We start from the raw sequence: 25,188 nt of genomic DNA on the forward strand, positions 1-25,188 counted from the left end.
CAGCCCCTCCGGCGTTCGAGGAGCGGGGTCCGGGGCAGAGCCCCGGCCGGGTCAGGACAGCCACGCTCCCGATTCAGTCCGCCGCGGCGTCACACGCCTGCCCCCGCAACGCGCGAGCGAGATCATCGCGCGCCTCGAGCACCAGCCGCCGCAACGCAGGCGCCGCCCCCTCATGCGAGGCAAGCCACGCGTCGGTCGCGTCCAGGGTCCCCTGGGAGTCCTCGTACGACGGGAACAGCCCGCGCACCACGTCCATCCCGATCTGGATCGACCGCTCCGTCCACACCCGCTCGATCGCCGCGAAGTACTTCTCCGCGTACGGCGCGAGCAACTCCCGCTGGGACGCCTGGGCGAAGCCCGCGATCGTCGCCTCCACCAGCGCGTTGGACAGCGCGTCCGACTCCACGACCTGCGCCCAGCACTGCGCCTTGACCGCCGCCGAGGGGCGGGCCGCCAGACAGCGGACGTGGTGACGCCGGCCGGACGCGGTGTCGTCCCGCGCCAGCTCCTCGTCCAGCCGCTTCTCGTCCGCCGCACCGTGCGCGGCCAGCGGCTCCAGGAACGCCCAGCGCAGCTCCTGGTCCACCTCCAGACCGGGCAGCGTCTCCGTGCCGTCCAGCAGCGAGCCCAGCAGCGCGAAGTCGCCCGGGGCGCACGCGACCCGGGCGAAGAAGCGCGCCCATGCCAGCTGCTGCTCGCTGCCCTCGCCGGCCGCCCGCAGCTGCTCCGCCGCGCCCTCGGCGAGCCGCACCCCGGCCTCCTTGCGCCGCTCGGGGGCGGTGTAGTGCACGGCCGCCGACTCCGCCCACGCGTGCAGCATCTGGAGCACTCCGATGTCGGTCTCCCGGCCCGCGAACCGCAGCACCAGGTCGATGAAGTCCCGGGCGGGCAGCAGCGCGTCGCGCGTCATGTTCCACAGCGCGGACCAGCACAGCGCGCGGGCCAGCGGGTCGGTGAGGTCGCCCAGGGCCGCCCGGAGCGTGGCCAGCGAGGTGTCGTCGAAGCGCGTCTTGCAGTACGTCAGGTCCTCGTCGTTGACCAGCACCAGCTCCGGCGCGTCCGCGCCCGCCAGCTCCGCCACGACCGTACGCGGCCCCTCGACGTCCGTCTCGGCCTGCGCGTACCGCTTCAGGGCGCCGGACGCGTCACGCCGGTACAGGCCCACCGCGACCCGGTGCGGGCGCAGTTCGGGGTGCGACTCGGCGGCCTCCTGCACCACGGCCAGCTCGTCCACCGTGCCGTCCTCGCGCAGCAGCACCTGCGGGGTGAGGGAGTTGACCCCGGCCGTCTCCAGCCACGCCCGGGACCACGCGGCCATGTCCCGCCCGCTGGTCTCCTCCAGGACCGACAGCAGGTCGCCGAGGCGCGTGTTGCCGTACGCGTGCCGCTTGAAGTAGCGCCGGGCGCCCTCCAGGAACGCGTCCTGGCCGACGTACGCCACCAGCTGCTTGAGCACCGAGGCGCCCTTGGCGTAGGTGATGCCGTCGAAGTTGAGCTTGGCGTCCTGGAGGTCGCGGATGTCCGCGGTGATCGGGTGCGTGGAGGGCAGCTGGTCCGCGCGGTACGCCCACGCCTTGCGGCGGTTGGCGAAGGTGATCCAGCCGTCGGTGAAGCGGGTCGCGCCGACCAGCGCGAACGCGCCCATGAAGTCCGCGAAGGACTCCTTCAGCCACAGGTCGTCCCACCACTCCATGGTGACCAGGTCGCCGAACCACATGTGCGCCATCTCGTGCAGGACGACGTTGGCGCGGCCCTCGTACGACGCCCGCGTGACCTTGCCCCGGAAGATGAACTCCTCGCGGAAGGTCACCATCCCCGGGTTCTCCATCGCGCCCAGGTTGTACTCGGGCACGAACGCCTGGTCGTACTTCCCGAACGGGTACGGGTGGTCGAAGTGGTCGTGGAAGAAGTCCAGGCCCTGCTTGGTGACCAGGAAGACGTCGTCGGCGTCGAAGTGCGGGGCGAGGCCCTTGCGGCACATCGCGCCGAGCGGGATCTCCAGCCGGGTGCCGTCCTCGAACGTCCGCTCGTAGGAGTCGGTCACGTAGTGGTAGGGACCCGCGACGACACACGTGATGTAGGTCGAGATCGGCTTGGTCTCCGCGAACCGCCAGACGCCGTCGGCCAGTTCGCCCACGCCGTTGCTCCACACCGTCCACCCCTCGGGCGCCCGCACCTCGAAGCGGTAAGGCGCCTTGAGGTCGGGCTGCTCGAAGTTGGCGAAGACACGGCGCGAGTCGGCCGGCTCGTACTGGGTGTAGAGGTACACCTCGCCGTCCTCGGGGTCGACGAAGCGGTGCATGCCCTCGCCGGTGCGGGAGTACGCGCACTGTGCGTCCACCACGAGCTCGTTCTCGGCGGCCAGGTCCTCCAGGAGGATGCGGCTGCCGTCGAAGACCTGGCCCGGGTCGAGGTCCCGGCCGTTCAGGGACACCGCCGTCACGCTCGGCGCGATCAGGTCCGCGAAGCTGCTCGCCCCGGGCTCGGCGCAGCGGAACCGCACGGTGGTGACCGACCGGAAGGTGCGCGGGCCGTCGCCGTCGTGCTCACCGGTCGCGGACCGCAGGTCCAGGGACACCTCGTACCCGTCGACGGACAGCAGCGCTGCCCGCTCCCGGGCCTCGTCACGGGTCAGGTTCTCACCGGGCACGGGCGGACTCCTCAGCGTCGTCGACAGGGATGGACAGCACCGATCCTGCCATGCGCCCCTGACGCGGGTCAGCCGGGAATGGCCGGGACCGCTTCCGGCGTTGCCCCGGTGGAACACTGCCTTCACGAGGAGCGACATGTCGGACAAGTCTCCCGCCACGCCCGTCGACTTCTGGTTCGACCCGCTGTGCCCCTGGGCCTGGATGACCTCCCGGTGGGTGCTGGAGGTGCAGAAGCAGCGGGATCTGGACGTGCGCTGGCACCTGATGAGCCTCGCCGTCCTCAACGAGGACAAGCTGGACGAGCTGCCCGCGGAGTACCGCGAGATGCTCGAGGTGAAGGCCTGGGGCCCGGTCCGCGTGGTCATCGCGGCGCGGGAGGAGCACGGGCCCGAGGTGCTCGGCGACCTCTACACCGCGCTCGGCACCCGCATCCACAACAAGGGCGAGGGCCCGGGCAAGGAGACGGTCGCGGCGGCGCTGAAGGACGTCGGGCTGCCCGACTCCCTCATGGAGCACTGGGACGCCACCCCGTACGAGCCGCAGCTGCGCGCCTCCCACAAGGAGGGCATCGACAAGGTGGGCCAGGAGGTCGGCACCCCGGTGATCGCGGTCCCCGGCCCCGACGGCGAGGAGATCGCCTTCTTCGGCCCGGTCGTCACCCCCGCCCCGCAGGGCGAGGAGGCCGTCCGCCTCTGGGACGGCACCCTCGCGGTGGCCTCCGTCCCGGGCTTCTACGAGATCAAGCGCACCCGCACGAAGGGCCCGGACTTCAGCAACCTGTGACGGACGTCAGTCCAGCACCGGCGCCTTGATCGGCTCGGCGAACGGCTTCTTGTTGAAGCCCGTGCGCAGGTTGCGGCACTGCTTGCCGGTGTCGGGGTCCAGGACGTTCACGCAGAGCCAGAACTCCCCGACCCCGCTGCGACCGAGCCGTTCCTTGAGCCAGTCCTCCTCCTTCCTGGTCAGCTGTCGGTGCTGCTGGTCGCTGCCACAGGTCCAGCAGTAGTCCTTCTTCGTCCGCTGTGTCGCCATTGCGCAACGATGACCCGGAATGACGCACACCGGAAGCCCCCGCGAGTCCTGACCCCGCGGGGCTTCCCTCTTTTCCGCCTGCCGGGTGAACGGTGCGCCCCGCACACGCGCGACGGCCCCCCGCGTGCTGACGCGGGGGGCCGTCGGTGCAGGTGCGGCCGGCTCAGCGGCCGGCGCGGGCGCGGGTGCGCTGCCAGGCGTAGCCGACCGCCGCCAGCGCCAGCGTCATCGCGCCCGTGGAGTACAGCTGCACCCGCGTGTCCGGTTCCCTCGCCATGAGGACGAAGACCGTGACCATGCCGGCCAGGGCCACCCAGGTCAGCCAGGGGAACGCCCACATCCGGACGGCCAGCCGCTCCGGCGTCTCGCGCTCCAGGCGGCGGCGCAGCCGCAGCTGGGAGACGGCGATGAAGATCCAGACGACCAGGATCACCGCGCCGATCATGTTCAGCAGCCAGGCGAAGACGTCGTCCGGCCGCCAGTAGCTGAGCAGCACGCACAGGAAGCCGAACACGGACGACACCAGCACGGCGACGCGCGGCACCCCGCCCGACACCCGGCCCAGCCACGCCGGGCCCTGGCCGCGCTCCACCAGCGAGTAGCCGATGCGGGAGGCGCCGTAGATGTTGGCGTTCATCGCCGACAGCAGCGCCACCAGCACGACGACGTTCATCAGCTGGCCGGCGCCCGGGATGCCCAGCCGGTCCAGGGCGGCGACGTAGGGGCCGTCCTCCACCACCTGCGGGGAGTCCCACGGGACGAGCGCGACGACGACCGCCATCGAGCCGACGTAGAAGAGGGCGATCCGCCACATCGCGGTGCGCACCGCGCGGGCCACGCCGCGGACCGGGTCCCGCGACTCCGCCGCCGCGATGGTCACCGTCTCCAGGCCGCCGTACGCGAACACCGAGGCGAGCAGGCCGATGACCAGCCCCTCGCCGCCGTTGGGCAGCAGCTCGGTGAGGTTCGAGCCGCCCGGCGAGTCGGTGCCGGGCAGCACACCGGCCAGCGCCAGCACGCCGAGCACCAGGAACAGGGAGATCGCGCCGACCTTCAGCGCGGCGAACCAGAACTCGAACTCGCCGAAGTTCTTCACCGCGGCGAGGTTGGTCCCGCAGAACACCACCATGAACAGCGCCACCCACGCCCACTCGGGCGTGCCCGGCAGCCACCCGTGGACGATCTGCGCGGCGCCGATGCCCTCCAGGCCGACCGCGGTGCACAGCAGCACCCAGAACGCCCAGCCCGCGGTGAACCCGGCCCACGGGCCGATGGCCCGCTCGGCGTGCGAGGAGAAGGACCCGGAGGAGGGATACGCGGCCGACATCTCGCCCAGCATCCGCATCACCAGCATGACCAGCAGGCCGGAGAGGGCGTAGGCGATCACGATGGAGGGGCCCGCGGCGGCGATGCCCGCGCCGGAGCCGACGAACAGACCGGCGCCGATCACCCCGCCCAGGGCGATCATCGACAGGTGGCGCTGCTTGAGACCGTGCGAGAGGGAGACGCCGTCGGTGTCCGTGGGCGTCTCGACCGGAGTGGTGGAGGGCATGGGCGCGGCTCGTCCAATGTGGGGGGAGAAGACAAAACGCCGCCCAGTCTGGGCGTCCTCCCCGGACGGGCGAGGAGGGCGCCCAGCATGTGGACACACCCCATACGGAGTGTGGTAGTCCGTTTACGCGGCGACCGTCGTGTAGTGCGAGGCGTCCCCCTCGATCGCGTAGGACTCCTTGCCGTCGACGCCGACCGGGATGTCACCGGCGACCGTGACCCGGTGCAGCCGGCGCGGCAGGCCGTCGTAGTTGTCGACGGCGTAGTGCTGGGTGATGCGGTTGTCGAACAGCACCAGCTGGTTGGGCGACCAGCGCCAGCGCACCAGGTTCTCCGGCCGGGTCACGTACGCCTGGAGCAGATCGAGGACCTTGCGGGACTCGCCCTTCGACAGTCCCACGATCCGCTGCGCGAACCCGCCGATGAACAGCCCGCGCTCGCCGGTCAGCGGGTGGACGCGCACCACGGGGTGGACGGTGCGGTACTTGATGGAGGTGAACCGGGCGCGCCGGGCCGCCTCCGTCTCGTCGATCGCCTCCTCCGGGACGGCGTAGTCGTAGTCGTTGGTGTGCTCGGCCCACAGGGTGTCGGTGAGCCTCCGCAGCGGCTCGGGCAGGTCCCGGTAGGCGGCGGCCGCGTTCGCGATCAGGGTCTCGCCGCCGTAGGGCGGGATCGTGATGCTGCGCAGCGTGCTGGCCTGCGGCGGGTTGAGGACGAAGGTGACGTCCGTGTGCCAGTTGTTGGCGGCGCGGCCGCCCTCGCTGTCGACCGGCAGCACGTTGGGGGCGCCGTCCACGGCGGGCACCGTCGGATGGGCGCCGGTGATGTCGCCGAAGTGCCGGGCGAACGCCTGCTGACCCGCGTCGTCGAGGTTCACGTCGTCGAAGAGAAGGGTCTTGTGGGTGTTCAGCGCCTCCCGCAGCGCGGCGACGGTCGCGTCGTCCAGCGGCTGTGAGATGTCGACGCCGGAGACGCGGGCGCCGATGTTCGCGGTGACCTTGGTGATCTCGAGGTCGGCCATGAGGGGTGTCCTTTCGGGGTCGTGCCGGGTCGGGTCGGGAAGGGTCAGACGAGGGCGGGTACGCCGGTGACGTGCTGGTTGGCGGGGCGGGGCAGGCCGTAGCGCTCGCGCAGGGTCTGCCGGGGGCCGTACTCGGCGCGGAACAGGCCGCGGGCGCGCAGCAGGGGCACGACCTGGTCGACGAAGGTCTCCAGGCCGGACGGCAGCACGGCGGGCATGATGTTGAAGCCGTCGGCGGCGCCCTCGGCGAACCACCGGCCGATGGTGTCGGCGACCTGCTCGGGCGTGCCGGCGAAGGTCAGGTGCCCGCGCCCGCCGCCCAGCCGCGCGATGAGCCGCCGCACGGTGAGCCGCTCGCGCCGGGCCAGCTCCACGATCAGCGTGTAGCGGCTCTTGGCGCCCTCGATCTCGTCCTCCGACGGCAGTTCGCCGGGCAGCTCGGCGTCCAGGGCGAGCGTGCCCGGGTCGAGGCGCAGCAGCTCCTCCAGCCGGCGCAGCCCGTGCTCGGGCACGATGTGCTCGTCCAGCACCTGCTCCAGCCGCCGCGCCTCGGCCTCGGTGGAGCCGACCACGGGCACGATGCCCGGCAGCACCTTCACATGGTCCGGGTCGCGCCCGGCCGCGGCCGTACGGGCCTTGAGGTCGGCGTAGAAGGACCGCGCGTCGGCCAGGGTCTGCTGGGCGGTGAACACGGCCTCCGCGTACCGCGCCGCGAACCGCTTGCCGTCCTCCGACGACCCGGCCTGCACCAGCAGCGGATACCCCTGCGGTGTGCGCGGTACGTTGAGCGCGCCCTCCACCCGGAAGTACGTGCCCCGGTGGCGCGGCGGATGGATCTTGCCGTCGTCGCCCCACACCCCGGCCGCCTTGTCGGCGACGACGGTGTCGTCCTCCCAGCTGTCCCACAGCAGCCGCGCGACGTCCAGGAACTCGGCGGCCCGCGCGTACCGCTCGGCGTGCGCGGGCTCGGCGTCCAGACCGAAGTTGCGGGCCGCCTCGGCGCCGGCGGTGGTGACGATGTTCCAGCCGGCCCGCCCCTTGCTGACGATGTCCAGCGAGGCGAACTTCCGGGCCAGGTTGTAGGGCGAGTTGTACGACGTGGACGCCGTGGCGATCAGCCCGATGTGCTCGGTCGCGGTCGCCAGGGCGGTGAGCAGGGTGAGCGGCTCCAGTGCCCCGGCGGGACGCTGGGCGACGGTGTTCCACAACTGGGGCCCGTCGGCGAGGAACAGCGAGTCGAAGGCGCCCCGTTCGGCGATCCGGGCCAGCCGTACGTAGTGGTCCAGGTCGACATGGGCGTAGGGGTCACTCTCGGGCAGCCGCCAGGAGGCCTCGTGGTGACCGGTGTTCATGAGGAAGGCGTTGAGGTGGAGCTGTCTGGGCATGCGGGTTCCTTGGCTTGACTTGATAAGGGGATGCGGCTGTTCAGCCCGTCCGGCGTCTGAGGACGAGGCCCGTCAGGGCCGGAGCGGGGGCCCGGGGGCGGCAGCCCCCGCGTCGGTCACGCCGAGCGCGTGAAGCAACCGCGCCCGGTACTCCCCGTGGGAACCCCCCTCCCGCTCGACCGCCAGGTCCACCTCGATCCGCCCCCGCGACAGCACCAGCACCCGGTCCGCGAGGACGATCGCCTCGTCCACGTCGTGGGTGACCAGCAGCACCGACGGCCGGTGCCGCTCCCACAACTGCCGCAGCAGCCCGTGCATCTTGATACGCGTCAACGCGTCCAGCGCCCCGAACGGCTCGTCCGCGAGCAGCAGTTCCGGCTCCCGTACCAGGGACCGGGCCAGGGCGGCCCGCTGTGCCTCGCCGCCCGACAGCTCGCTCGGCCAGGCGCGTTCCCGGCCGGCGAGGCCGACCTCGGCGAGCGCGGCCCGGCCGCGTTCCTCGGCGTCCTTGCCGTCCAGGCCCAGCAGCACGTTGGGCAGGACGCGGCGCCAGGGCAGCAGCCGGGAGTCCTGGAAGACCACCGACACCCGTTCGGGTGCGGTCAGGGTGCCGCTGCCCGCCACCCCGTGGTCGATGCCCGCGATCGCGCGCAGCAGGGTGCTCTTGCCGGAGCCGCTGTGCCCGAGCAGCGCGGTGAACTGGCCGGCGGGCAGGTCCAGGTCGAGGCCGTCGAGGACCGTGCGCCCCTCGAAGGACCGGGTCAGGCCGCGCAGCCGTACGGCCGGCCGGGTCAGCTGCTGAGTGTGCGGCGCCATGACAGCACCCTCCGTTCGATCGCGCGGACGGCGGTGTCGGAGACCAGGCCGAAGAGGCCGTACACGACGAGACCGACGAGGATGACGTCCGTCCGGCCGTAGTTCTGCGCCTGGAACATCATGTAGCCGAGTCCGCTGGTGGCGTTGATCTGCTCGAGGACGACCAGGCCCAGCCAGGACCCGGTGACGCCGAGCCGCAGCCCGACGAAGAAGCCGGGCAGCGCGCCCGGCACGACGACCTGCCGGACGAAGGCGGACCGGGACAGGCCCTGCACCTCCGCCAGTTCCACGAAGCGGTGGTCGATGCCCGACAGCGCGGCATGGGTGTTCAGGTAGATCGGGACGTAGACGACGATGGCGATGATCGCGATCTTGAAGGTCTCGCCGATGCCCAGCCAGAGGATGAACAGCGGGATGAGGCCCAGCGTGGGCACCGCGCGGTTGAGCTGCACGCTGCCGTCGATCAGCGCCTCGCCGATCCGGCTCAGCCCGGAGGCCAGCGCGAGCACGATGCCCGCGGTCAGGCCGATCGCGAACCCGGCCCCGGCGCGTCCCAGCGAGGTGAGGACGTCGTTCGGCAGGGTGCCCTCGGTCCACAGCCGGATCCCGGTCTCCACCACGGTCCAGGGCGCGGGGATCGCGCCGGGGTCGAGCTGTCCGGCGGCGGAGGCGGCGGCCCACAGCGCCAGCACGAGCAGGGGGCCGGCGATCCGGCCGGCGGGGAGCCGTTTGCCCGGGGACAGCCGTCGTCGTCGCCGTACCTGATGCTCCTCCTCGACGGCGGGCGGCGCGGTCGGGGTCGCGGTCGTGGTCTCTGTCGTGGTCCCCGTCGGGGTCGTGGTCACGGCGGTCACCTCCGGTACTCCGCGGGGACGGCCCGCGCGGCGAGCGGTTCGAAGCGCCGGTCGAAGAGGGCGTCGACGTCGAACTCCTTCACGTAGCCGCCCTCCGCGAGCAGATCGGCGGTCTCCTGCTCCCACGCGATCGCCTCGTCCCAACGCGGCGGGAAGCAGGGCTTGTTGGCGAGGGCGGTGATGGACTCGGCCTGGGCGGGCGTGAGGTTCTGCCGCTTGACGTAGTACTCCCTGTTCCACACGTCCGGGTGCTCGTACTGCCACACCGCGCCCCGGGCCCAGTACGGGATGTACGCGGCGACCGCGGCGGCCTTCGCCCGGTCGGCGAGCACCTCGGCCGGCGCCCACAGCAGGTTGAGCAGGTCCACCACGTCGGTGGGGATGGTGCGGGCGCCCTTCGCCCCGTACTGCTCGAGATAGGCGGGGGCCTGGCTGATGCCGAGCGGGGCGATGTCCACCTGCCCGGACTGCAGGGCGGTGAAGAACTGGTTGCTGGTGAGCGGCACCAGTTCGGCGTCGTCGTGGTCGAGGCCGGCTTCCTTGAGGGCGCGCAGCAGCACCACGCCCTGCGCCTGCCCCTGGGAGAACGCCAGCCGCCGTCCCTTGAAGTCGGCGACCGTGCGGATGTCGCTGCCGGGCTTCGTGGCGAACAGGTAGTTGGGCCTGCGGGTGACGTTGATGGCGACGATCCGCGCGTCGAAGCCCTGGTAGAAGGCCTGGATGGGCGGAATTCCCGCGTTGTTGGCGAGATCCAGGGACCCCGCGCGGAAGGCGTTGATGACGTCCGGGCCGGCTCCGATGTTCAGCCAGTCGGCCACCTCGAAGGGCAGGTCGTCGAGGCCGGCCAGCTTCAGCTGGATCTCCTGGAACCCCTCGAACGAGGAGATCTTCAGGCGGGTCCCCGGCGGGACCTTCGTGGCCAGCGGGGCCTTCAGCGCGGCCTCGTCGGCCGCGGCCCCGGCCTCCGCGCAGCCGCTCAGGCCGGCCACGGCGGCGGTGACGCCGAGCAGGGAGGTGAGGAAGAGACGCCGGTCGAGGCCGGGCGCCGGTGGTGCGGGCATGAGGGAACTCCCGGGGAAGGGGAAATGCGCACAGGGGAGTGCGCGGGGACGGAAAGGCAGGCGGAATTACCGGGCCGGAAATGCCCGGAGGGAAAAGCACGCGAGAGAGGAGGGACGTCGCGGACGACCGCGCGTCAATGTGTCAGCAACAGAGGGTGCGACAGCTCATGACCAGCATGTTCCTTGTCCCTGAGGAGGGCTGTCAATATTCCGAGTTTCTGAATTAAATACGCTCTGGTGACACGCTCAGCGGGTCCCGGTAGAGCACGTCGAGAGCGACCGCTCCACCCGCGACGGCCAGTACGGATTCCGGGAAACTCGTCGGTGTCACCGTGGCCGCCCGCGCCGGATCCAGCTCGCCGCGCAACGCCGCGAGACAGTCCGTCCGGTGGATGACGCCGATCTCGGTGACGATCACGCTCTCCGGGTTGAGGACGTCCGTCAGCAGCCTCACCGCGCGCCCCGCCATGCGGGCCCGCTCCCGCAGCAGCCGCGCCGCCACCGGATGCCCGGCCGCCGCCGCGTCGACCACGTGCAGCGGATCGTGCCCGTCGCACACGCCGGCCTCACGGGCCCGCCGGCACAGGGTGCGCTCGCTCAACTCGGCCTGGAGGCAGCCGGTCCGGCCGCACGCGCACGGCTCCGCGCCGCCCGCCAGCGGCAGATGGGCGATCGCGCCCGCCTGGGACCTGGGCCCGTGGTGCACCTCGTCATGGGTGGCGAAGGCCGCGTCGACGATGTTCCCGGCGAACAGGTGCAGCGCGCTCCGGCCGCCCCGCGCCCCCCGCCCGAACAGCCGCTCCGCGTCCGCCAACGCCCGTGCGTGCCCGTCCACATGGACCGGCAGCCCGGTACGGGCGCGCAGCACCGTACGCGCCGGGACGTCCCGCCAGCCCAGCAGCGGATGGTCGACGACCGTGCCGGCCGCGCGGTCCACCCAGCCGCCGGCCGCGAAGCCGACGCCGAGCGGCCGCCGCTCCGGCACCCGCCCCAGCAGCTCCGCGAGACCGCCGGCGGCCCGCTCCAGCACCCGCGCCGGCTCGGTGTCCGGGTGCGGCAGCCGCCGTTCGGCCACCACCCGGCCACGCAGATCGAGCAGCGCCACCGTGGTGTGCGGCACCGCCACATGCACCCCGCCGACCACCAGCCGCGACCGGTCGACGTTGAGGGGCAGGTGCGGCCGTCCCACACCGCCCGAGCGGCGGGGCGCCGAAGCCTCCCGCAGCAGGCCGAGTTGGGTCAGGCGGGCGCAGTGGTCGGTGACGGAGGCCGGCGACAGACCGGTGAGCCGCGCGATGGTGCTGCGCGCCACCGGACCGTGCTCCAGCACGCACCGCAGCACGGTGCGGGCGCTGGTGCGCCGCCGGTCGGGGTCGGCGGCACGCGCCGGGCGGGCGGGGGAGTGGGGCGGGGGTGCCACGGTACGAAGCATGGGGAACTTCCTCGGGAACGGGTCCGACACTGCGCCGTCGTACGGGAGTCGAGGCGCGCCGGATCCGTTCCGTCCGCCTCGTCAGAGGAGGCGACAGGCAGCCGCGCCCACGCGTCGCAGATCGACGTGGCGACGCGAGGTGAAGTTCCGGGACTGGGCGACCATGGCCCGAAGCTAGCAAACGGCCTCGCCCGCTGCCCAGACCGTGACCGACGGGCGAGACGGCACCCGCGCACACCGCCGCCCCCTGTTGGCGGGTCCCTACAGCCGCGTACCGCCGCTCCGTGTCGGCATCACCACGTCACCTCAGTGACCCGTGTCACCTCGCGCGAGGTGTGACGCCGTTCCTTTGTCCGGAGCCCACCAACTCCCTGTTCGAGCCTTTGTCGAGCGCTGCTGGTGATCGGGGCGGGGACGCCGGTATAGCGTCGCCGTGTTCCCCCTTGCCCTCACTCCGGGAGTCCTCATGAGCACCGCCACCGTCACCACCGCCCGGCCCGGACAGGTCCTCGCCGACCTCGTCCCCGCCTCCCGCGTCCGGGACGCGGCCCTCGTGCTCGGCGGTGCCGCGCTCACCGGTCTCGCCGCCCAGATCGCGGTGCCCGTCCCCGGCTCCCCGGTGCCGGTGACCGGCCAGACCTTCGCGGCGCTGCTCGTCGGCACCACCCTCGGCGCGCGCCGCGGCTTCGCCTCCCTCGCCGTGTACGCGCTGGTGGGCATGGCGGGCGTGCCGTGGTTCGCGGAGGGCAAGTCCGGCATGGGCATGCCGTCCTTCGGCTACATCCTCGGCATGCTGCTGGCGTCCGTCGTCGTGGGCGCGCTCGCCCGCCGCGGCGCCGACCGCTCCGCCTGGCGGACGGCGGGCACCATGCTGCTGGGCTCGGCGATCATCTACGCCGTCGGCGTGCCGTACCTGGCGCTGGCGACCGGCATGTCCGCCTCCGCCGCGATCGCCGCCGGGCTGACCCCGTTCCTCATCGGCGACGCGCTCAAGGCGGCGCTCGCGATGGGTCTGCTGCCCACGGCCTGGAAGCTCGTCGACAGGCGCTGACGCCTTCCTCACACGCCGAAGGGCTCGGCGGGCGCTCTCACAGCACCCGCCGAGCCCTTCTGTCGTGCCTGTTGCTTCTGAGGGAGGCGGGTCAGCCCGCCTTCACCTCGTCCTGCTCCGGGGCGGCGGCCCGCCGGCCGGCCAGCCGGTGCCGGACCAGGGAGATCGCCAGCACCACGGCCGCGACCAGCATCGTCAGCAGCACCGTGGACCGGCCGTCGTGCTCGGTGTCGGTGAGCATGTAGACCAGCACGAAGACGATGAAGCCGATGCTCAGCCAGGTCAGGTACGGGTACAGCCACATCCGGACGATCAGCTTCTCCGGCGCCTCCGCCTGGATGATCTTCCGCATCCGCAGCTGCGAGAAGCAGATCACCAGCCACACCAGCAGCGCGACCGCGCCGGAGGAGTTGACCAGGAACAGGAAGACGGAGTCGGGGAACTTGTAGTTGAAGAAGACGGCGACGAAGCCGAACACGACCGAGACGAGGATCGCGGTCCGCGGCACGCCCCGGTGGGTGGTCCGGGCGAACGCCTTCGGCGCGTCCCCGCGCTCACCGAGCGAGAACGCCATCCGGGAGGCCGTGTAGAGCCCGGAGTTCAGACAGGACAGCACGGACGTCAGCACGATGAAGTTCATGATCTGGCCGGCGTGGGCGATGCCGAGCGAGTCCAGCGCGGCGACGTACGAGCCGTCCTCGGCGATGGACTTGCTGTCCCAGGGCAGCAGGCAGACCACGACGAGGATCGAGCCGAGGTAGAAGACGCCGATCCGCCAGATGATGCTGTTGGTCGCCTTGGTGACGGCGCGCTGCGGGTCCTCCGACTCGCCGGCCGCCAGGGTGGCGATCTCGCTGCCCATGAAGGAGAACACCACCAGCAGGATGCCGGTGAGGATGGCGCCCGCGCCGTTGGGCAGGAAGCCGCCGTGACCGGTCAGGTTCGACAGGCCCGCCTGGTCGCTGTCGGCGCCGGGCAGCAGGCCGAACACGGCCAGCCCGCCGACGACGATGAACGCGGCGATGGCGACGACCTTGATGCCGGCGAACCAGAACTCGAACTCGCCGTAGGAGCCGACCGACACCAGGTTGGTCGCGGTCAGCACCACCATCACGATGAGCGCCCAGCCCCACTGGGGCACGGCGGGTATCCATCCTTCGAGGATCGCGGCGCCTGCGGTCGCCTCCACGGCGAGCACGACGACCCAGAAGAACCAGTACAGCCAGCCGATGGTGAACCCGGCCCAGGGGCCGAGGGCGCGGTCGGCGTGCGCGGAGAAGGAGCCGGAGGTCGGGTTCGCCGCGGACATCTCACCGAGCATCCGCATCACCAGCACCACGAGCGTGCCGACGAGCGCGTACGACAGGAGGATGCCGGGGCCGGCGGTGGCGATGCCGGTGCTGGAACCGACGAAGAGTCCGGCGCCGATGACACCGCCGATGGCGATCATCGACAGGTGCCGGTTCTTGAGACCGGCCTGGAGCCCGGAGCCCGTGGGCGGGCGTCCGGGGCCCTCGGGGCCGTGGGGGGCCTCGGTGAGGGTCGGCTGCGACGTCATGTGGGGTCTTCCTTTGTGCCGGTTGAGCGGAACTCGTACGAGCGGTGCACGAGCTGAACCAGTGAAACGGAGGCGAACTTTCTCAGGAACCTTTGGTTTCCAATCGTTACCCGAGCTTTGCCTCAGGTCCTGTGGGTTGGCTCACACTTTTCGTACGGCCCACCCCGCGCCGCTTCCCCGTGCGGCCCGTGTCACACTCGACGCATGCGCGTGTATCTCGGCTCCGACCATGCGGGCTACGAACTGAAGAACCACCTCGTCGAGTGGCTCAAGGAGGCGGGGCACGAACCCGTCGACTGCGGCCCGCACCTCTACGACGCCCAGGACGACTACCCGCCGTTCTGCCTCCGCGCCGCGGAGCGGACCGCCGCGGACCCCGGCTCCCTCGGCATCGTGATCGGCGGCTCCGGCAACGGCGAGCAGATCGCCGCCAACAAGGTCAAGGGCGTACGGGCCGCCCTGGCGTGGAGCGAGCAGACCGCCGCGCTCGGCCGCGAGCACAACGACGCCAACGTGGTGGCCGTCGGTGCGCGCATGCACAGCCAGGACGAGGCGACGAAGTTCGTCGAGATCTTCCTCAACACCCCGTTCTCGGGTGACGAGCGGCACATCCGCCGGATCGACATGCTCTCCTCCTACGAGACCACCGGCGACCTCCCGCCGATCCCGGCGCACCACCCGCAGCAGTAAGGACCGGCAGCAGGCAGCGAAGCGAGCGAGGGGGACCGTGCCCGAGGGACACACCATCCACCGGCTGGCCGAGGACTACGCCCAGGCCTTCCGGGCGGATCCCGCCCTGCGGGTCACCAGCCCCCAGGGCAAGTTCAGCGACGCCGCGGCCCTCCTCGACGGCACCCCGCTGCACACCACCGACGCCCACGGCAAGCACCTCTTCCTGGGCTTCGGCGACCCCGGGCACCCGGAGTGGGTGCACATCCACCTCGGCCTGTTCGGCAAGGTCACCTTCGGTCCCGCCCCGGCGCCGCCGCCCACCGACACGGTGCGGCTGCGCCTGGCCGGTGCCACCGCGTACGTCGACCTGCGCGGCCCCACCACCTGCGCGCTGATCACGGAGCCCGAGAAGCGGGCGGTGCACGACCGGCTCGGCCCCGACCCGCTGCGGCCCGACGCCGACCCCGAGCGCGCGTACCGCAGGATCAGCCGCAGCCGTACGACGGTCGCCGCGCTCCTCATGGACCAGAAGGTCGTCGCCGGCGTGGGCAACGTCTACCGCGCCGAGGCGCTCTTCCGGCACGGCATCGACCCCTACCGCGCCGGCAAGGACCTCACCCGCGCCGAGTGGGACGCCGTCTGGGACGACCTGGTGGCCCTGATGCGCGAGGGCGTCCGCGCCAACCGCATCGACACCGTCCGCCCCGAACACACCCCCGAGGCCATGGGCCGCCCGCCCCGCGTCGACGACCACGGCGGCGAGGTCTACGTCTACCGCCGCGCGAACCGCCCCTGCCACATCTGCGGCACCGACATCCGCACGGCCCCCCTCGCCGCCCGCAACCTCTTCTGGTGCCCGACCTGCCAACGGGCCTGACCTCGGCCGACGTGCCGGGGCCTTTGCCCCTGACCGACGCGCCCAGGGCCCCGACCCGGCTCACGGGTCCGGGCAGGCCTCCCGACCCTGGCGGGCGTGCTCGGTCCCCTGACCCCGGCTGACATGCCGGGCCTCCGTCCCCGGCTCACGCGTCCAGGCCACCGAGACCTGGCCGGCGTGCCGGGGCTTCCGATCCGGCTCACGGGTCCAGGCCCATGCCTCCGCCGAAGTGTTGGAACCCGCGGCCTCGGCCGACGCCATCAGGCCGCTGACCCCGGGCCCTGGCCCCGGCGCACGCGCCGGAACCGTGGCCCCGGACTTCGTCCGGCTGTCCGCCGCCGGTCAGAAGCCGTGGGGCAGCCACGGGGCCGGGTCGTTGGTGAACGCCGTCGACGCCTCGGCCAGCGCACCGGGGCGCAGTTCGCGTACCCGGCCGGCCGCCGCCAGTGCGGTCAGGCTCACCCCGCCCAGGTAGGCGGCGCCCAGTTCCCGGGCCGACAGGGCGAGGTCCGCGGGGTCGCGGGTGGGTTCGCAGGTCGCCCCCTTGGCGTCGCCGCTCAGCCGCCGGCGGCCCGCGTTCCACGGGCAGAAGGCGTCCTCCACCTCCAGCACCACGTCCACCGGCGTCCGGTACGTCCGCGCCGCGAGCGCCGCGCCCACCTCCACCGGCCGCACGTACAGCGCGTCCCGCAGCGCCGGACGGCAGCGCCGGACGTCCTTCACCAGGTACTGCCAGGCGTCGTCCACCGGGCGCCCCCGCACCCGCAGTGACGACGTCAGGTCCAGGTCGAACAGGAACCGCCACAGCGCCGCCCCCGCCGCCGGGTCCAGCGCCTCCAGGGCGCTCAGCGCCACCTCGCCCTCCGGCCCGCCCGGACCCCAGGACGGCTTCACCCGGAACCGCGCGTACCCCACCGTCGCGCCGTCCCGCTCGGCGACCACGCACTGGAGCGGCGACGCCCCGCCCCGCGTGCTCTCCGGGTCGAGCAGCCCGAGCCGCTCCCAGCCGGGCCGGCGCGCGAGCATCCCGGGACGCCCCGGCACCAGCCGGGCGTAGACCGCCTCGCACGCGTCCAGCGCCTCGGCCGGGTCCGCGTACCGCAGGCGTACGCCGTCCGTACCGTCCGGAACCGTCAGACCGGCGCGCACGGTGTCGATCTCCGCGTCCAGCTGGAAGGTGGCCGCTCCGTAGCCGAACCGGCCGTAGATCGCAGGCTCCGACGCCGTCAGCACCGCCAGCGGCTCGCCCCAGGACCGTATGTCGTCCAGCTGCCGGCGCATCATCGCCGTCAGCAGTCCGCGCCGCCGGTGCGTGGCGGCCACGCTCACCATCGTCACGCCCGCGGCCGGCACCGACGCCCCGCCGGGCACGGTCAGCCGGAAGGAGAAGGCGCCCGCCGACGCCACGCACCGGTCACCGTCCCAGGCGGCCAGGAAACGGCCGAACTCCGTGAGATCACGCCACAGTTGACGCTCCTCCTCGGCCTCCGGCGGCCCGCCGAAGGCCCGCAGCAGGGTCCCGTACGCGCTGTCCCACTCGTCCGGCAGCAGACTGCGCAGCTCGGGCGCGTGGCCCGTGTGATCGTCGACCATGGCCCACTCCTACCAGGCTCCCGGGAATCGGTGCGAGGCAATTTCCGTTGCCGGGACCCGGGACGCCCCCGCGTGAAGTTCACTGTGAGTCCGGCCCCCGTCAGGGGGGACAAGCTGGACCTCCCGTGCCAAGCGGCCGGTTGGATGGATAGGGTCCCGAACTGATGGCAGCAGGACGAGAGCGGCGCGCGGCGGCCGAGACGTTCACGGCCCGGTTGAAGAAGCAGTGGCACCGGGCCCGCGTCGGCGTGCGCCGGGCCGCCGTCGACTACTTCCGCGGTGACGGCTCGGACTGGATCGCGCTCGCCGGTCTGCTCCTCACCGTCCCGCTGATCGCCGCCGGCACCCTCGCCAACTCCGTGTGGTGCTCGCCCTCCGCGCTGTGCATCCCGATCGTCGCCGGCGGCCTGCTGCTGCGCCCGGCCAGCCTGCTCGGGCTGTACGCGGCGGCGGCCACCGCGCTGATCGTGGAGGCCGTGCAACTCGGCCCGTACACCGAGGGCGTGGCCCGGGTCACCCCCGGCGTGGTCCTGGTCGTCGCGGCCTGCGGCTTCTTCGGACTGCTCGTCGCCCAGTTCCGCAGCCGGGTCGGCGTGCCCTGGCGGCGCGGCGGCACCATGCTGTTCGACCTGCGCGAACGCATCCGCGTGCAGAGCAAGCTGCCCAAGCTGCCGACGGGCTGGCACCGGGAGATGGCGCTGCGCCCGGCGGGCGGCCAGTCCTTCTCCGGCGACTTCGTGGTCGCGGCCCGCACCAACGGCGGACGCACCCTGGAGGTCGTCCTCACCGACGTCTCCGGCAAGGGCATGGACGCCGGCTCCCGCGCCCTGCTGCTGTCCGGCGCCTTCGGCGGCCTCCTCGGCAGCCTCCCCCCGCACGACTTCCTCCCGGCCGCCAACGGCTACCTCCTCCGCCAGGACTGGGACGAGGGCTTCGCCACCTCCATCCACCTGGTCCTCGACCTGGACTCCGGCGACTACGAGCTCTACTCCGCCGGGCACCCGCCGGGCCTCCAGCTCAGCGCGGGCAGCGGCCGCTGGGAGGAGAAGGCCGCCGACGGCCCCCTGCTGGGCGTGTACGACGGCGCCCAGTTCGACCCGGTGAAGGGCTCGCTGCGCCCCGGCGACGTGCTGATGCTGTTCACGGACGGCCTGGTGGAGACCTCCGACCGGGACATGGTGGAGGGCATCGACCGGCTCACCGGCGAGGCCGACCGCTATGTCGCCGGCGGCTTCCACGGCGCCGCCTGGCACCTCATCGAGGCCGTCGCCAAGGACGTCAACGACGACCGGGCGCTGCTGCTGATCTGCCGCGAGGGCCCCACCGCGGCCGCGGCCCGCTGACCGGCGCCGGGCACACTGGACGCGTGAACCCGACACCGCTCATGGACCTGGCCGAGGTCGAGGCCACCGCCCGCGCCGCGCACGCCGGCCAGACCGACAAGGCCGGCCGCCCCTATGCCGAGCACCTGCGCGCGGTCGCCGACGGCGTACGGCTGCGCGGCGGCGACGACGAGCAGATCGCGGCGGCCTGGCTGCACGACGCCGTGGAGGACGACCGGCTCAGCCACGCCTGGCTGGAGGAGGCGGCGCTCACCCGGCGCACCAAGGACATCGTGCTCGCCGTGACCAAGCGGCCCGGCGAGCCGCCCGAGGACTACGCGGCCCGCGTCCTGGCCACCCCGGGCGCGCTGCTGGTGAAGGAGGCGGACCTGGCGCACAACGCCGACCCGGCCCGCCTCGCCGTCCTCGACGACGCCACCCGCACCCGGCTGACCGCCAAGTACGCGCGCATGCGCGCCCTGCTGGGCCTGGACGCGGGAAGCTAGACCGAGACCTTCTCGCCGGGCGCCCGCACCCCGGCGGGCCGGTGCTGCTCACGGACCCGGGCCGCCTCGCCCGCGTCCCGCCGGAACGCCCAGTCCATGCGCGGCTCCACCACACAGCGCAGCGCCCGCTGCACCGGCCGGGTGCACAGCACCGTCACGGCGGCGGCCGCGAACACGGTCAGGCCGAGCACGCCGAGCGGCTCGTGCAGCGCGGGCAGGTCGTAGAAGTCGGTGTAGTTGCCCGCGCGCACCAGGAAGGCGTGCAGCAGATAGCCGTAGATGGTGCCCGCGCCGAGAGAGGTGAACCACATGCGGCGGCGCGGCACCCAGGCGAGGAAGCAGACGGTCATCACCAGCGAGCAGCCGAGCGTGGCCCACACCACGAGCGGGCCGGTCCACCAGGCCGTGCCCAACTCCTGCGCGGAGTCGCTGTGGTATAGCCAGCCGAGCCGCATGTACGGCATCGTCGCCCAGGCCGTGACCGCCGCCGCGACGAACACCGGCACGGACGCCACGCGCACCGAGCGGCGCTTGACCATCCGGAAGTGCTCGGGCCGCAGGGTCAGGCCCATGACGAAGAAGGGGAGGAACTGAAGCACCCGCTGGAGCTCCAGGTCGTCGCCGATCTGCGGGGACACCGAGCCGAGCGCGGCGAGCACCAGCGACACCGCGAGCGGGTGCCTGACCGCCTTCCACAGCGGCGTGGTGATCCGCCACACGAACAGCGCGCAGAGGAACCACAGGTGGTAGGTGGGGTCCAGCAGCGTGATGCCGTGCTCCGGCTCGTCGTTGCCGTAGCGCTGGAAGAGGGAGTACGCCGTCTCGAAGACCACGTAGGGGACGACGACCCCGGTGACCAGCCGCTGCACGTGCCGGGGGCGCAGGTCGAAGCCGCGGGAGAAGTAGCCGGAGATGAGGATGAACGCCGGCATGTGGAAGGTGTAGACGACGCGGTAGGCGGTCTCGACCGCGCCCTCGTCCAGCAGCTGCCCCCAGGCGTGGCCGACGGCCACCAGCACGATCGCCAGGTACTTGGCGTTGTCGAAGAAGGCGTCGCGCTGTCTGCCTCCCGGCGCGGGCCGGGAGCCCTCCGGGGAGCGCGGGGCCGGCACTCCGTTCGCCGGCGTCTGCACCGGAGGGAGCGGCGTCCTGCTGTTGCCGTACGGTCGCTGCGAGTTCGTCACTGGCCCTCCCGGCGGTGGAACGGGGAGGCGATCGGGGAGCTCGCTGCGCTTGCGGGGGACGAGGCAGCGTGGAACATCTCAGGCACCCTAGCGTTGTCCTCGGGAATCCGTAAAACGCCCGACGTCATTCCTGGTTATCGCGTGATGCGTGCGTTCGAGTACCCGGAATCGGTAATACGCGCATGCCGTGGGCGTGAGGGGCAACACATGTGAAGGGATTCCGTGTTGCCCCCCACATGCGCCCTTCTTGTCAGGGAAATTCCGGATCAATCCGGTCATGAGAGCGGTCGGCGACTCCGGTGACATGTCCGTTCCGCGGGTCGGAACACCGGCAAATTCGAATGCCCTGCGAACACGTTGTGAGGGTGCGGAGAAGAGGGCGTCCGCACGTCTCGCGTAAGTCACGCATAAGTCCTCGGAAAGCCCCCCGATTACCCGCGCGGGTGTTTACTCGAAATGCCGTACGACAAACAGGCGTTGGAACTCCACGGCCGGTACGGCGGAGGCGCCGGCGCGGAACCGGGACGGACGATGTGTCAGCCGCCGGTTAGGGCGGGCGTGTTGGTGGCACGATGGTTCTGGCGGGGTGCGCGGGGATGCGTCGCCCGGGCCGGCGAAGCCGAACCGACCAAGGGTGTGATCAGTTGTGGCCATTTCACTGTCAGTGGTGCTGCTGTTGGCGATCATCCTGGTGGTGCTGCTGAGAGGTGGCTCCATCAAGGCCGGGCCGGCGATCGTCGCCGTCCTCTTCGGCTTCTTCCTCGCCTCGACGGGCATGGCCGACGACATCCAGCGCTTCCTGGACTCGATAGCGGAGATGATCAACTCGATCAGCTTCTGACCCCGCCCACGGCGGAGCCCCCACCGACACGGCTGAGGGCCGGCCCGGAGATCTCCGGGCCGGCCCTCAGCCGTTCAGAGCGGGCGACGGGAATCGAACCCGCGTAGCCAGTTTGGAAGACTGGGGCTCTACCATTGAGCTACGCCCGCACGGTGCGCGCCGCGCGTCCGTGACCGCGGCACCGAGAGGCATCGTAGCGGGTCGTACGCCCTCGCCGCACACCCCGTGCCCGGCCGGCCGCCGGGAGCCGCCCCGCGCGGGTAAAGGCGGCGGCCGTCGCGCCCGCGTGCATGTACCCTACGGATCGCACCAGACGGGGTGTGGCGCAGCTTGGTAGCGCGTCCGCTTTGGGAGCGGAAGGCCGTGGGTTCAAATCCCGCCACCCCGACCAGCCACCTGCTCACCATCCGTGATCGCCTTTTGGGTGCCGCAGCCGCTGCCGTTACTATGCAAGCTGCACGCCCGTGTGTCTCTGAAGTCCTCCGGGCGGCGAATCGGCCGGACCGCTCTGGTCCCGGCAGAACCCGAGAAGTCAGCCACAAGGAGACCGAACCGTGAAGAGCGCCGTGGAGACCCTGAACCCGACCCGGGTTCGGCTCACTGTCGAGGTGCCCTTCGAGGAGCTCAAGGACAGCCTCGACGCGGCGTACAAGAAGATCAACCAGCAGGTCACGGTGAAGGGCTTCCGCAAGGGCAAGGTCCCGGCCCGGGTCATCGACCAGCGCTTCGGCCGTGGTGCGGTCCTGGAGGAGGCGGTCAACGACGCCCTCCCGAAGTTCTACACCGACGCGGTCAACGAGGCGGAGCTCAGCCCGCTGGGCCAGCCCGAGGTCGACATCACGGAGCTGAAGGACGGCGAGACGCTGAACTTCACCGCCGAGGTCGACATCCGCCCGGCCATCGAGATCCCGGACTACTCCGGCATCGAGGTCGAGGTCGACGCCGTCGAGGTCACCGACGAGGACGTGGACAAGTCGGTGGAGCAGCTCCGTGAGCGCTTCGCCTCCACGACGCCGGTCGAGCGCGCCGCCGAGGACGGCGACGTGGTCACCATCGACCTGGAGGCCAAGGTCGACGGAGAGGTCCTCGAGGACGGCGTCGCCAGCGGCGTCTCCTACACCATCGGCTCCGGTGAGCTGCTGGACGGCATCGACGACGCCGTGAAGGGCCTGGAGGCGGGTGGCGAGGCCACCTTCACCTCCGAGCTGAAGGGCGGCTCGGCGGCCGGCAAGGAGGCCGAGGTCACCGTCAAGGTCACCCAGGTCGCCAAGCGTGAGCTGCCCGAGCTGGACGACGACTTCGCCCAGCTCGCCTCCGAGTTCGACACCCTCGAGGAGCTGAAGGCGGACAGCCGCAAGCGCCTGGAGAACATGAAGCAGTACGACCAGGCCACGCAGGCCCAGGAGCGCGTCCTGGACAAGCTGCTCGAGCTGGTCGAGGTGCCCGTCCCCGAGAAGCTGCTCGAGGACGAGATCAACACCCGCAAGCACAACCTCGAGCACCACCAGCTGGGCCAGATGGGCCTGGACCTCGCGAAGTACCTGGAGATCCAGGGCAAGACCGAGGAGGAGTTCGAGACCGAGACCCGCGAGGCCGCGATCAAGGGCATCAAGACCCAGTTCGTGCTCGACGAGCTCGTGAAGCAGGAGAAGCTCAACGTCAACCAGGAGGAGCTCACCGAGCACCTCATGCGGCGTGCGGCCTCCTCCGGCATGTCCCCCGACCAGTTCGCGCAGGCCGTCGTCGAGCAGGGCCAGGTCCCGCTGCTCGTCGGCGAGGTCGCCCGCGGCAAGGCGCTGGCCGTCGTGGTCGAGAAGGCCACGGTCAAGGACACCAACGGCGAGACCGTCGACCTCGAGGACGACGAGGACGAGGCCGCCGAGGCCGCCGAGGCCGAGACCACCGAGGCTCCCGAGGCTGCCGCCGAGGACAAGGCCGAGGGCTGAGCCCCGGCGAGGTGATCGACGAGAAGGCCCCGGGGCGACAGCCCCGGGGCCTTCTCGCCACACCGGGGGATCCGGACGCCCTACGGGGCACGAGGAACCGCGCGGCCGTCCCCCACGCCCCCGCACCGGACTACGCCCCCGGCGAACACTCCCATCTCCGGGATTCCCCGAAGGGACCCGCGCGTTAGGGTCCATGAATACCAGGGCAGTGGAGTCTCCGATACGGCTCCCGCCCCGCAGGGAACACGTGAGACGGCCCGGCGCCGTCGTAAGACGAGCAGGTGGATACGTGACGAATCTGATGCCTTCAGCCGCCGGCGAGCCTTCCATCGGTGGTGGCCTCGGCGACCAGGTCTACAACCGGCTGCTCGGCGAGCGGATCATCTTCCTCGGCCAGCCGGTCGACGACGACATCGCGAACAAGATCACCGCACAGCTGCTGCTCCTTGCCTCGGACCCCGACAAGGACATCTACCTCTACATCAACAGCCCCGGCGGTTCGATCACGGCCGGCATGGCGATCTACGACACCATGCAGTACATCAAGAACGACGTGGTGACGATCGCCATGGGTCTCGCGGCGTCCATGGGGCAGTTCCTGCTCAGCGCGGGCACGCCCGGCAAGCGGTTCGCGCTGCCCAACGCGGAGATCCTGATCCACCAGCCCTCCGCGGGTCTCGCCGGCTCCGCCTCGGACATCAAGATCCACGCCGAGCGGCTGCTGCACACCAAGCGCCGCATGGCCGAGCTCACCGCCCAGCACACGGGCCAGACGGTCGAGCAGATCACCCGTGACTCGGACCGTGACCGCTGGTTCGACGCCTTCGAGGCCAAGGAGTACGGCCTCATCGACGACGTGATCGCCACGGCCGCCGGCATGCCGGGCGGCGGCGGCACCGGGGCCTGAGCGGCCCCGCGAGGCTCCACGAGCCCCGCAGGACCCCACCCGGGCCCGTGAGAGCCCCGGGGGACCCCAGCAGCCCCGGCCGACCGCCCCAGCCCCTTTCAGGAGACACCGTGAACGCATTCCCCGGCAGCGGGATCTACGACCGTATGCAGGCCGTGCAGGACATGACCGGCTCGCAGGGCCGCTACACCGGTCCGCAGGCCGAGTCCCGTTACGTCATCCCGCGCTTCGTCGAGCGCACCTCCCAGGGCATCCGCGAGTACGACCCGTACGCGAAGCTCTTCGAGGAGCGCGTGATCTTCCTCGGCGTGCAGATCGACGACGCCTCCGCCAACGACGTCATGGCGCAGCTGCTGTGCCTGGAGTCGATGGACCCCGACCGGGACATCTCGGTCTACATCAACAGCCCCGGCGGCTCCTTCACCGCGCTCACCGCGATCTACGACACGATGCAGTACGTGAAGCCGGACATCCAGACGGTGTGCATGGGCCAGGCGGCCTCCGCCGCCGCCGTCCTGCTCGCCGCCGGCACGCCCGGCAAGCGCATGGCGCTGCCGAACGCCCGGGTGCTGATCCACCAGCCGTACAGCGAGACCGGCCGCGGTCAGGTCTCCGACCTGGAGATCGCCGCCAACGAGATCCTCCGCATGCGTACGCAGCTGGAGGAGATGCTGGCCAAGCACTCCACCCGTCCGATCGAGAAGATCCGCGAGGACATCGAGCGCGACAAGATCCTCACGGCCGAGGACGCGCTGGAGTACGGCCTGATCGACCAGATCATCACCACCCGGAAGATGGACAACTCCAGCCTGCGCTGAGGCGCCGCTGGGGTGTAACGTCTGCCGCCCCTTGGCACGGTTTGGCACGGTCCACGTCAAAGTGAACCGTGCCAAGGGGGGCCCGAACGGGGGGCCAGGCAAGGTACCGT

Annotated in this window: 23 protein-coding genes and 2 tRNA genes; 11 read left to right on the plus strand and 14 right to left on the minus strand. The window is 71.7% G+C overall.

Translation table 11 applies throughout. The features are described from left to right. Positions 1 to 73: 73 nt before the first annotated feature. Positions 74 to 2,650: an aminopeptidase N gene (pepN, locus tag CCN29_RS06235; RefSeq protein WP_086680458.1), complete on the minus strand. Its 2,577-nt coding sequence runs from the start codon at positions 2,648 to 2,650 to the stop codon at positions 74 to 76. Between the two features lie 136 nt (positions 2,651 to 2,786). Between pepN and CCN29_RS06240 the strand changes: the two genes are divergently transcribed. Next, positions 2,787 to 3,434: a mycothiol-dependent nitroreductase Rv2466c family protein gene (locus CCN29_RS06240; protein WP_031017605.1), complete on the plus strand. Its 648-nt coding sequence runs from the start codon at positions 2,787 to 2,789 to the stop codon at positions 3,432 to 3,434. A 6-nt stretch (positions 3,435 to 3,440) separates the two neighbouring features. On the opposite strand, the gene CCN29_RS06245 is transcribed toward CCN29_RS06240, so the two are convergent. The 9 genes from CCN29_RS06245 to CCN29_RS35615 form a co-directional block, all read right to left on the minus strand. Further along, positions 3,441 to 3,683 carry a hypothetical protein gene (locus tag CCN29_RS06245; RefSeq protein ID WP_006133626.1) on the minus strand — a complete coding sequence of 81 codons (243 nt, stop codon included), beginning with the start codon at positions 3,681 to 3,683 and terminating at the stop codon, positions 3,441 to 3,443. A gap of 163 nt (positions 3,684 to 3,846) precedes the next feature. Further along, positions 3,847 to 5,235: an amino acid permease gene (locus CCN29_RS06250; protein ID WP_086680460.1), complete on the minus strand. Its 1,389-nt coding sequence runs from the start codon at positions 5,233 to 5,235 to the stop codon at positions 3,847 to 3,849. A gap of 123 nt (positions 5,236 to 5,358) precedes the next feature. Further along, complete coding sequence (locus CCN29_RS06255) at positions 5,359 to 6,255, minus strand: TauD/TfdA dioxygenase family protein (RefSeq protein ID WP_086680462.1); 897 nt, start codon at positions 6,253 to 6,255, stop codon at positions 5,359 to 5,361. A 44-nt stretch (positions 6,256 to 6,299) separates the two neighbouring features. Further along, positions 6,300 to 7,640, minus strand: coding sequence for an LLM class flavin-dependent oxidoreductase (locus CCN29_RS06260; protein ID WP_031017610.1), 1,341 nt, complete (start codon positions 7,638 to 7,640; stop codon positions 6,300 to 6,302). A gap of 72 nt (positions 7,641 to 7,712) precedes the next feature. Beyond that, entirely contained in the window at positions 7,713 to 8,456 is a 744-nt protein-coding gene (locus CCN29_RS06265; protein WP_006133622.1) for an ABC transporter ATP-binding protein, read from the minus strand. Next, the gene (locus tag CCN29_RS06270) at positions 8,432 to 9,310 is read right to left on the minus strand and encodes an ABC transporter permease (RefSeq protein WP_086680464.1); all 879 of its coding nucleotides are present in this window, start codon (positions 9,308 to 9,310) and stop codon (positions 8,432 to 8,434) included. The genes CCN29_RS06265 and CCN29_RS06270 overlap by 25 nt, the downstream gene beginning before the upstream one ends. Beyond that, the gene (locus tag CCN29_RS06275) at positions 9,307 to 10,371 is read right to left on the minus strand and encodes an ABC transporter substrate-binding protein (RefSeq protein ID WP_086680466.1); all 1,065 of its coding nucleotides are present in this window, start codon (positions 10,369 to 10,371) and stop codon (positions 9,307 to 9,309) included. The genes CCN29_RS06270 and CCN29_RS06275 overlap by 4 nt, the downstream gene beginning before the upstream one ends. A gap of 223 nt (positions 10,372 to 10,594) precedes the next feature. Beyond that, on the minus strand, positions 10,595 to 11,803 hold the full coding sequence (locus CCN29_RS06280) for an ROK family protein (protein ID WP_086680467.1): 1,209 nt from the start codon (positions 11,801 to 11,803) through the stop codon (positions 10,595 to 10,597). A gap of 81 nt (positions 11,804 to 11,884) precedes the next feature. Then, entirely contained in the window at positions 11,885 to 11,968 is an 84-nt protein-coding gene (locus CCN29_RS35615) for a putative leader peptide (protein WP_350328531.1), read from the minus strand. A gap of 301 nt (positions 11,969 to 12,269) precedes the next feature. Between CCN29_RS35615 and CCN29_RS06285 the strand changes: the two genes are divergently transcribed. Further along, the gene (locus CCN29_RS06285) at positions 12,270 to 12,854 is read left to right on the plus strand and encodes a biotin transporter BioY (RefSeq protein WP_006133616.1); all 585 of its coding nucleotides are present in this window, start codon (positions 12,270 to 12,272) and stop codon (positions 12,852 to 12,854) included. A gap of 91 nt (positions 12,855 to 12,945) precedes the next feature. Here the strand turns inward: CCN29_RS06285 and CCN29_RS06290 are convergent, their stop codons facing one another. After that, positions 12,946 to 14,412 carry an amino acid permease gene (locus CCN29_RS06290; protein WP_006133614.1) on the minus strand — a complete coding sequence of 489 codons (1,467 nt, stop codon included), beginning with the start codon at positions 14,410 to 14,412 and terminating at the stop codon, positions 12,946 to 12,948. 204 nt (positions 14,413 to 14,616) lie between these two features. Here CCN29_RS06290 and CCN29_RS06295 point away from each other — a divergent pair, with 204 nt between their 5' ends. Continuing rightward, positions 14,617 to 15,102: a ribose-5-phosphate isomerase gene (locus tag CCN29_RS06295; RefSeq protein WP_006133608.1), complete on the plus strand. Its 486-nt coding sequence runs from the start codon at positions 14,617 to 14,619 to the stop codon at positions 15,100 to 15,102. A gap of 37 nt (positions 15,103 to 15,139) precedes the next feature. Continuing rightward, on the plus strand, positions 15,140 to 15,961 hold the full coding sequence (locus CCN29_RS06300) for an Fpg/Nei family DNA glycosylase (protein ID WP_086680470.1): 822 nt from the start codon (positions 15,140 to 15,142) through the stop codon (positions 15,959 to 15,961). Between the two features lie 342 nt (positions 15,962 to 16,303). Here the strand turns inward: CCN29_RS06300 and CCN29_RS06305 are convergent, their stop codons facing one another. Next, a complete protein-coding gene (locus CCN29_RS06305; RefSeq protein ID WP_086680472.1) occupies positions 16,304 to 17,554 on the minus strand; it encodes a GNAT family N-acetyltransferase in 1,251 nt (416 codons plus the stop codon). 164 nt (positions 17,555 to 17,718) lie between these two features. Here CCN29_RS06305 and CCN29_RS06310 point away from each other — a divergent pair, with 164 nt between their 5' ends. Together CCN29_RS06310 and CCN29_RS06315 are read left to right on the plus strand one after the other, a co-directional pair. Then, on the plus strand, positions 17,719 to 18,897 hold the full coding sequence (locus CCN29_RS06310; protein WP_031064574.1) for a PP2C family protein-serine/threonine phosphatase: 1,179 nt from the start codon (positions 17,719 to 17,721) through the stop codon (positions 18,895 to 18,897). A gap of 41 nt (positions 18,898 to 18,938) precedes the next feature. Then, positions 18,939 to 19,382, plus strand: coding sequence for an HD domain-containing protein (locus CCN29_RS06315; RefSeq protein ID WP_006133601.1), 444 nt, complete (start codon positions 18,939 to 18,941; stop codon positions 19,380 to 19,382). Here the strand turns inward: CCN29_RS06315 and CCN29_RS06320 are convergent. Further along, positions 19,379 to 20,566: an acyltransferase family protein gene (locus CCN29_RS06320; protein WP_442538248.1), complete on the minus strand. Its 1,188-nt coding sequence runs from the start codon at positions 20,564 to 20,566 to the stop codon at positions 19,379 to 19,381. The genes CCN29_RS06315 and CCN29_RS06320 overlap by 4 nt on opposite strands. A 646-nt stretch (positions 20,567 to 21,212) precedes the next feature. Here CCN29_RS06320 and CCN29_RS06325 point away from each other — a divergent pair. Then, positions 21,213 to 21,407 carry a hypothetical protein gene (locus tag CCN29_RS06325; RefSeq protein WP_006133597.1) on the plus strand — a complete coding sequence of 65 codons (195 nt, stop codon included), beginning with the start codon at positions 21,213 to 21,215 and terminating at the stop codon, positions 21,405 to 21,407. Between the two features lie 78 nt (positions 21,408 to 21,485). On the opposite strand, the gene CCN29_RS06330 is transcribed toward CCN29_RS06325, so the two are convergent. After that, a tRNA-Gly gene (locus CCN29_RS06330) sits at positions 21,486 to 21,556 on the minus strand. 165 nt (positions 21,557 to 21,721) lie between these two features. Here CCN29_RS06330 and CCN29_RS06335 point away from each other — a divergent pair. From CCN29_RS06335 to CCN29_RS06350, 4 genes are all read left to right on the plus strand, one after another. Continuing rightward, positions 21,722 to 21,798 (plus strand) — tRNA-Pro (locus CCN29_RS06335). A 163-nt stretch (positions 21,799 to 21,961) separates the two neighbouring features. Beyond that, the gene (gene tig / locus CCN29_RS06340; RefSeq protein WP_086680477.1) at positions 21,962 to 23,353 is read left to right on the plus strand and encodes a trigger factor; all 1,392 of its coding nucleotides are present in this window, start codon (positions 21,962 to 21,964) and stop codon (positions 23,351 to 23,353) included. Positions 23,354 to 23,654: 301 nt separating this feature from the next. After that, positions 23,655 to 24,260 carry an ATP-dependent Clp protease proteolytic subunit gene (locus CCN29_RS06345; protein WP_006133589.1) on the plus strand — a complete coding sequence of 202 codons (606 nt, stop codon included), beginning with the start codon at positions 23,655 to 23,657 and terminating at the stop codon, positions 24,258 to 24,260. A gap of 110 nt (positions 24,261 to 24,370) precedes the next feature. After that, positions 24,371 to 25,078 carry an ATP-dependent Clp protease proteolytic subunit gene (locus tag CCN29_RS06350; RefSeq protein ID WP_006133588.1) on the plus strand — a complete coding sequence of 236 codons (708 nt, stop codon included), beginning with the start codon at positions 24,371 to 24,373 and terminating at the stop codon, positions 25,076 to 25,078. Positions 25,079 to 25,188: the final 110 nt, after the last annotated feature.

Source organism: Streptomyces pseudogriseolus (genome assembly GCA_002154585.1).
GTDB lineage: Bacteria > Actinomycetota > Actinomycetes > Streptomycetales > Streptomycetaceae > Streptomyces > Streptomyces pseudogriseolus.

Bases quoted from the DNA above. Each gene is read 5' to 3' on its own strand.
- CCN29_RS06240 (WP_031017605.1), top strand. From the start codon at position 2,787: ATGTCGGACAAGTCTCCCGCCACGCCCGTCGACTTCTGGTTCGACCCG.
- CCN29_RS06260 (WP_031017610.1), bottom strand. From the start codon at position 7,640: ATGCCCAGACAGCTCCACCTCAACGCCTTCCTCATGAACACCGGTCAC.
- CCN29_RS06345 (WP_006133589.1), top strand. From the start codon at position 23,655: ATGCCTTCAGCCGCCGGCGAGCCTTCCATCGGTGGTGGCCTCGGCGAC.
- CCN29_RS06295 (WP_006133608.1), top strand. From the start codon at position 14,617: ATGCGCGTGTATCTCGGCTCCGACCATGCGGGCTACGAACTGAAGAAC.
- CCN29_RS06310 (WP_031064574.1), top strand. From the start codon at position 17,719: ATGGCAGCAGGACGAGAGCGGCGCGCGGCGGCCGAGACGTTCACGGCC.
- CCN29_RS35615 (WP_350328531.1), bottom strand. From the start codon at position 11,968: ATGGTCGCCCAGTCCCGGAACTTCACCTCGCGTCGCCACGTCGATCTG.
- CCN29_RS06250 (WP_086680460.1), bottom strand. From the start codon at position 5,235: ATGCCCTCCACCACTCCGGTCGAGACGCCCACGGACACCGACGGCGTC.
- CCN29_RS06315 (WP_006133601.1), top strand. From the start codon at position 18,939: ATGGACCTGGCCGAGGTCGAGGCCACCGCCCGCGCCGCGCACGCCGGC.
- CCN29_RS06245 (WP_006133626.1), bottom strand. From the start codon at position 3,683: ATGGCGACACAGCGGACGAAGAAGGACTACTGCTGGACCTGTGGCAGC.
- CCN29_RS06265 (WP_006133622.1), bottom strand. From the start codon at position 8,456: ATGGCGCCGCACACTCAGCAGCTGACCCGGCCGGCCGTACGGCTGCGC.
- CCN29_RS06305 (WP_086680472.1), bottom strand. From the start codon at position 17,554: ATGGTCGACGATCACACGGGCCACGCGCCCGAGCTGCGCAGTCTGCTG.
- CCN29_RS06255 (WP_086680462.1), bottom strand. From the start codon at position 6,255: ATGGCCGACCTCGAGATCACCAAGGTCACCGCGAACATCGGCGCCCGC.
- CCN29_RS06275 (WP_086680466.1), bottom strand. From the start codon at position 10,371: ATGCCCGCACCACCGGCGCCCGGCCTCGACCGGCGTCTCTTCCTCACC.
- CCN29_RS06285 (WP_006133616.1), top strand. From the start codon at position 12,270: ATGAGCACCGCCACCGTCACCACCGCCCGGCCCGGACAGGTCCTCGCC.
- CCN29_RS06280 (WP_086680467.1), bottom strand. From the start codon at position 11,803: ATGCTTCGTACCGTGGCACCCCCGCCCCACTCCCCCGCCCGCCCGGCG.
- CCN29_RS06290 (WP_006133614.1), bottom strand. From the start codon at position 14,412: ATGACGTCGCAGCCGACCCTCACCGAGGCCCCCCACGGCCCCGAGGGC.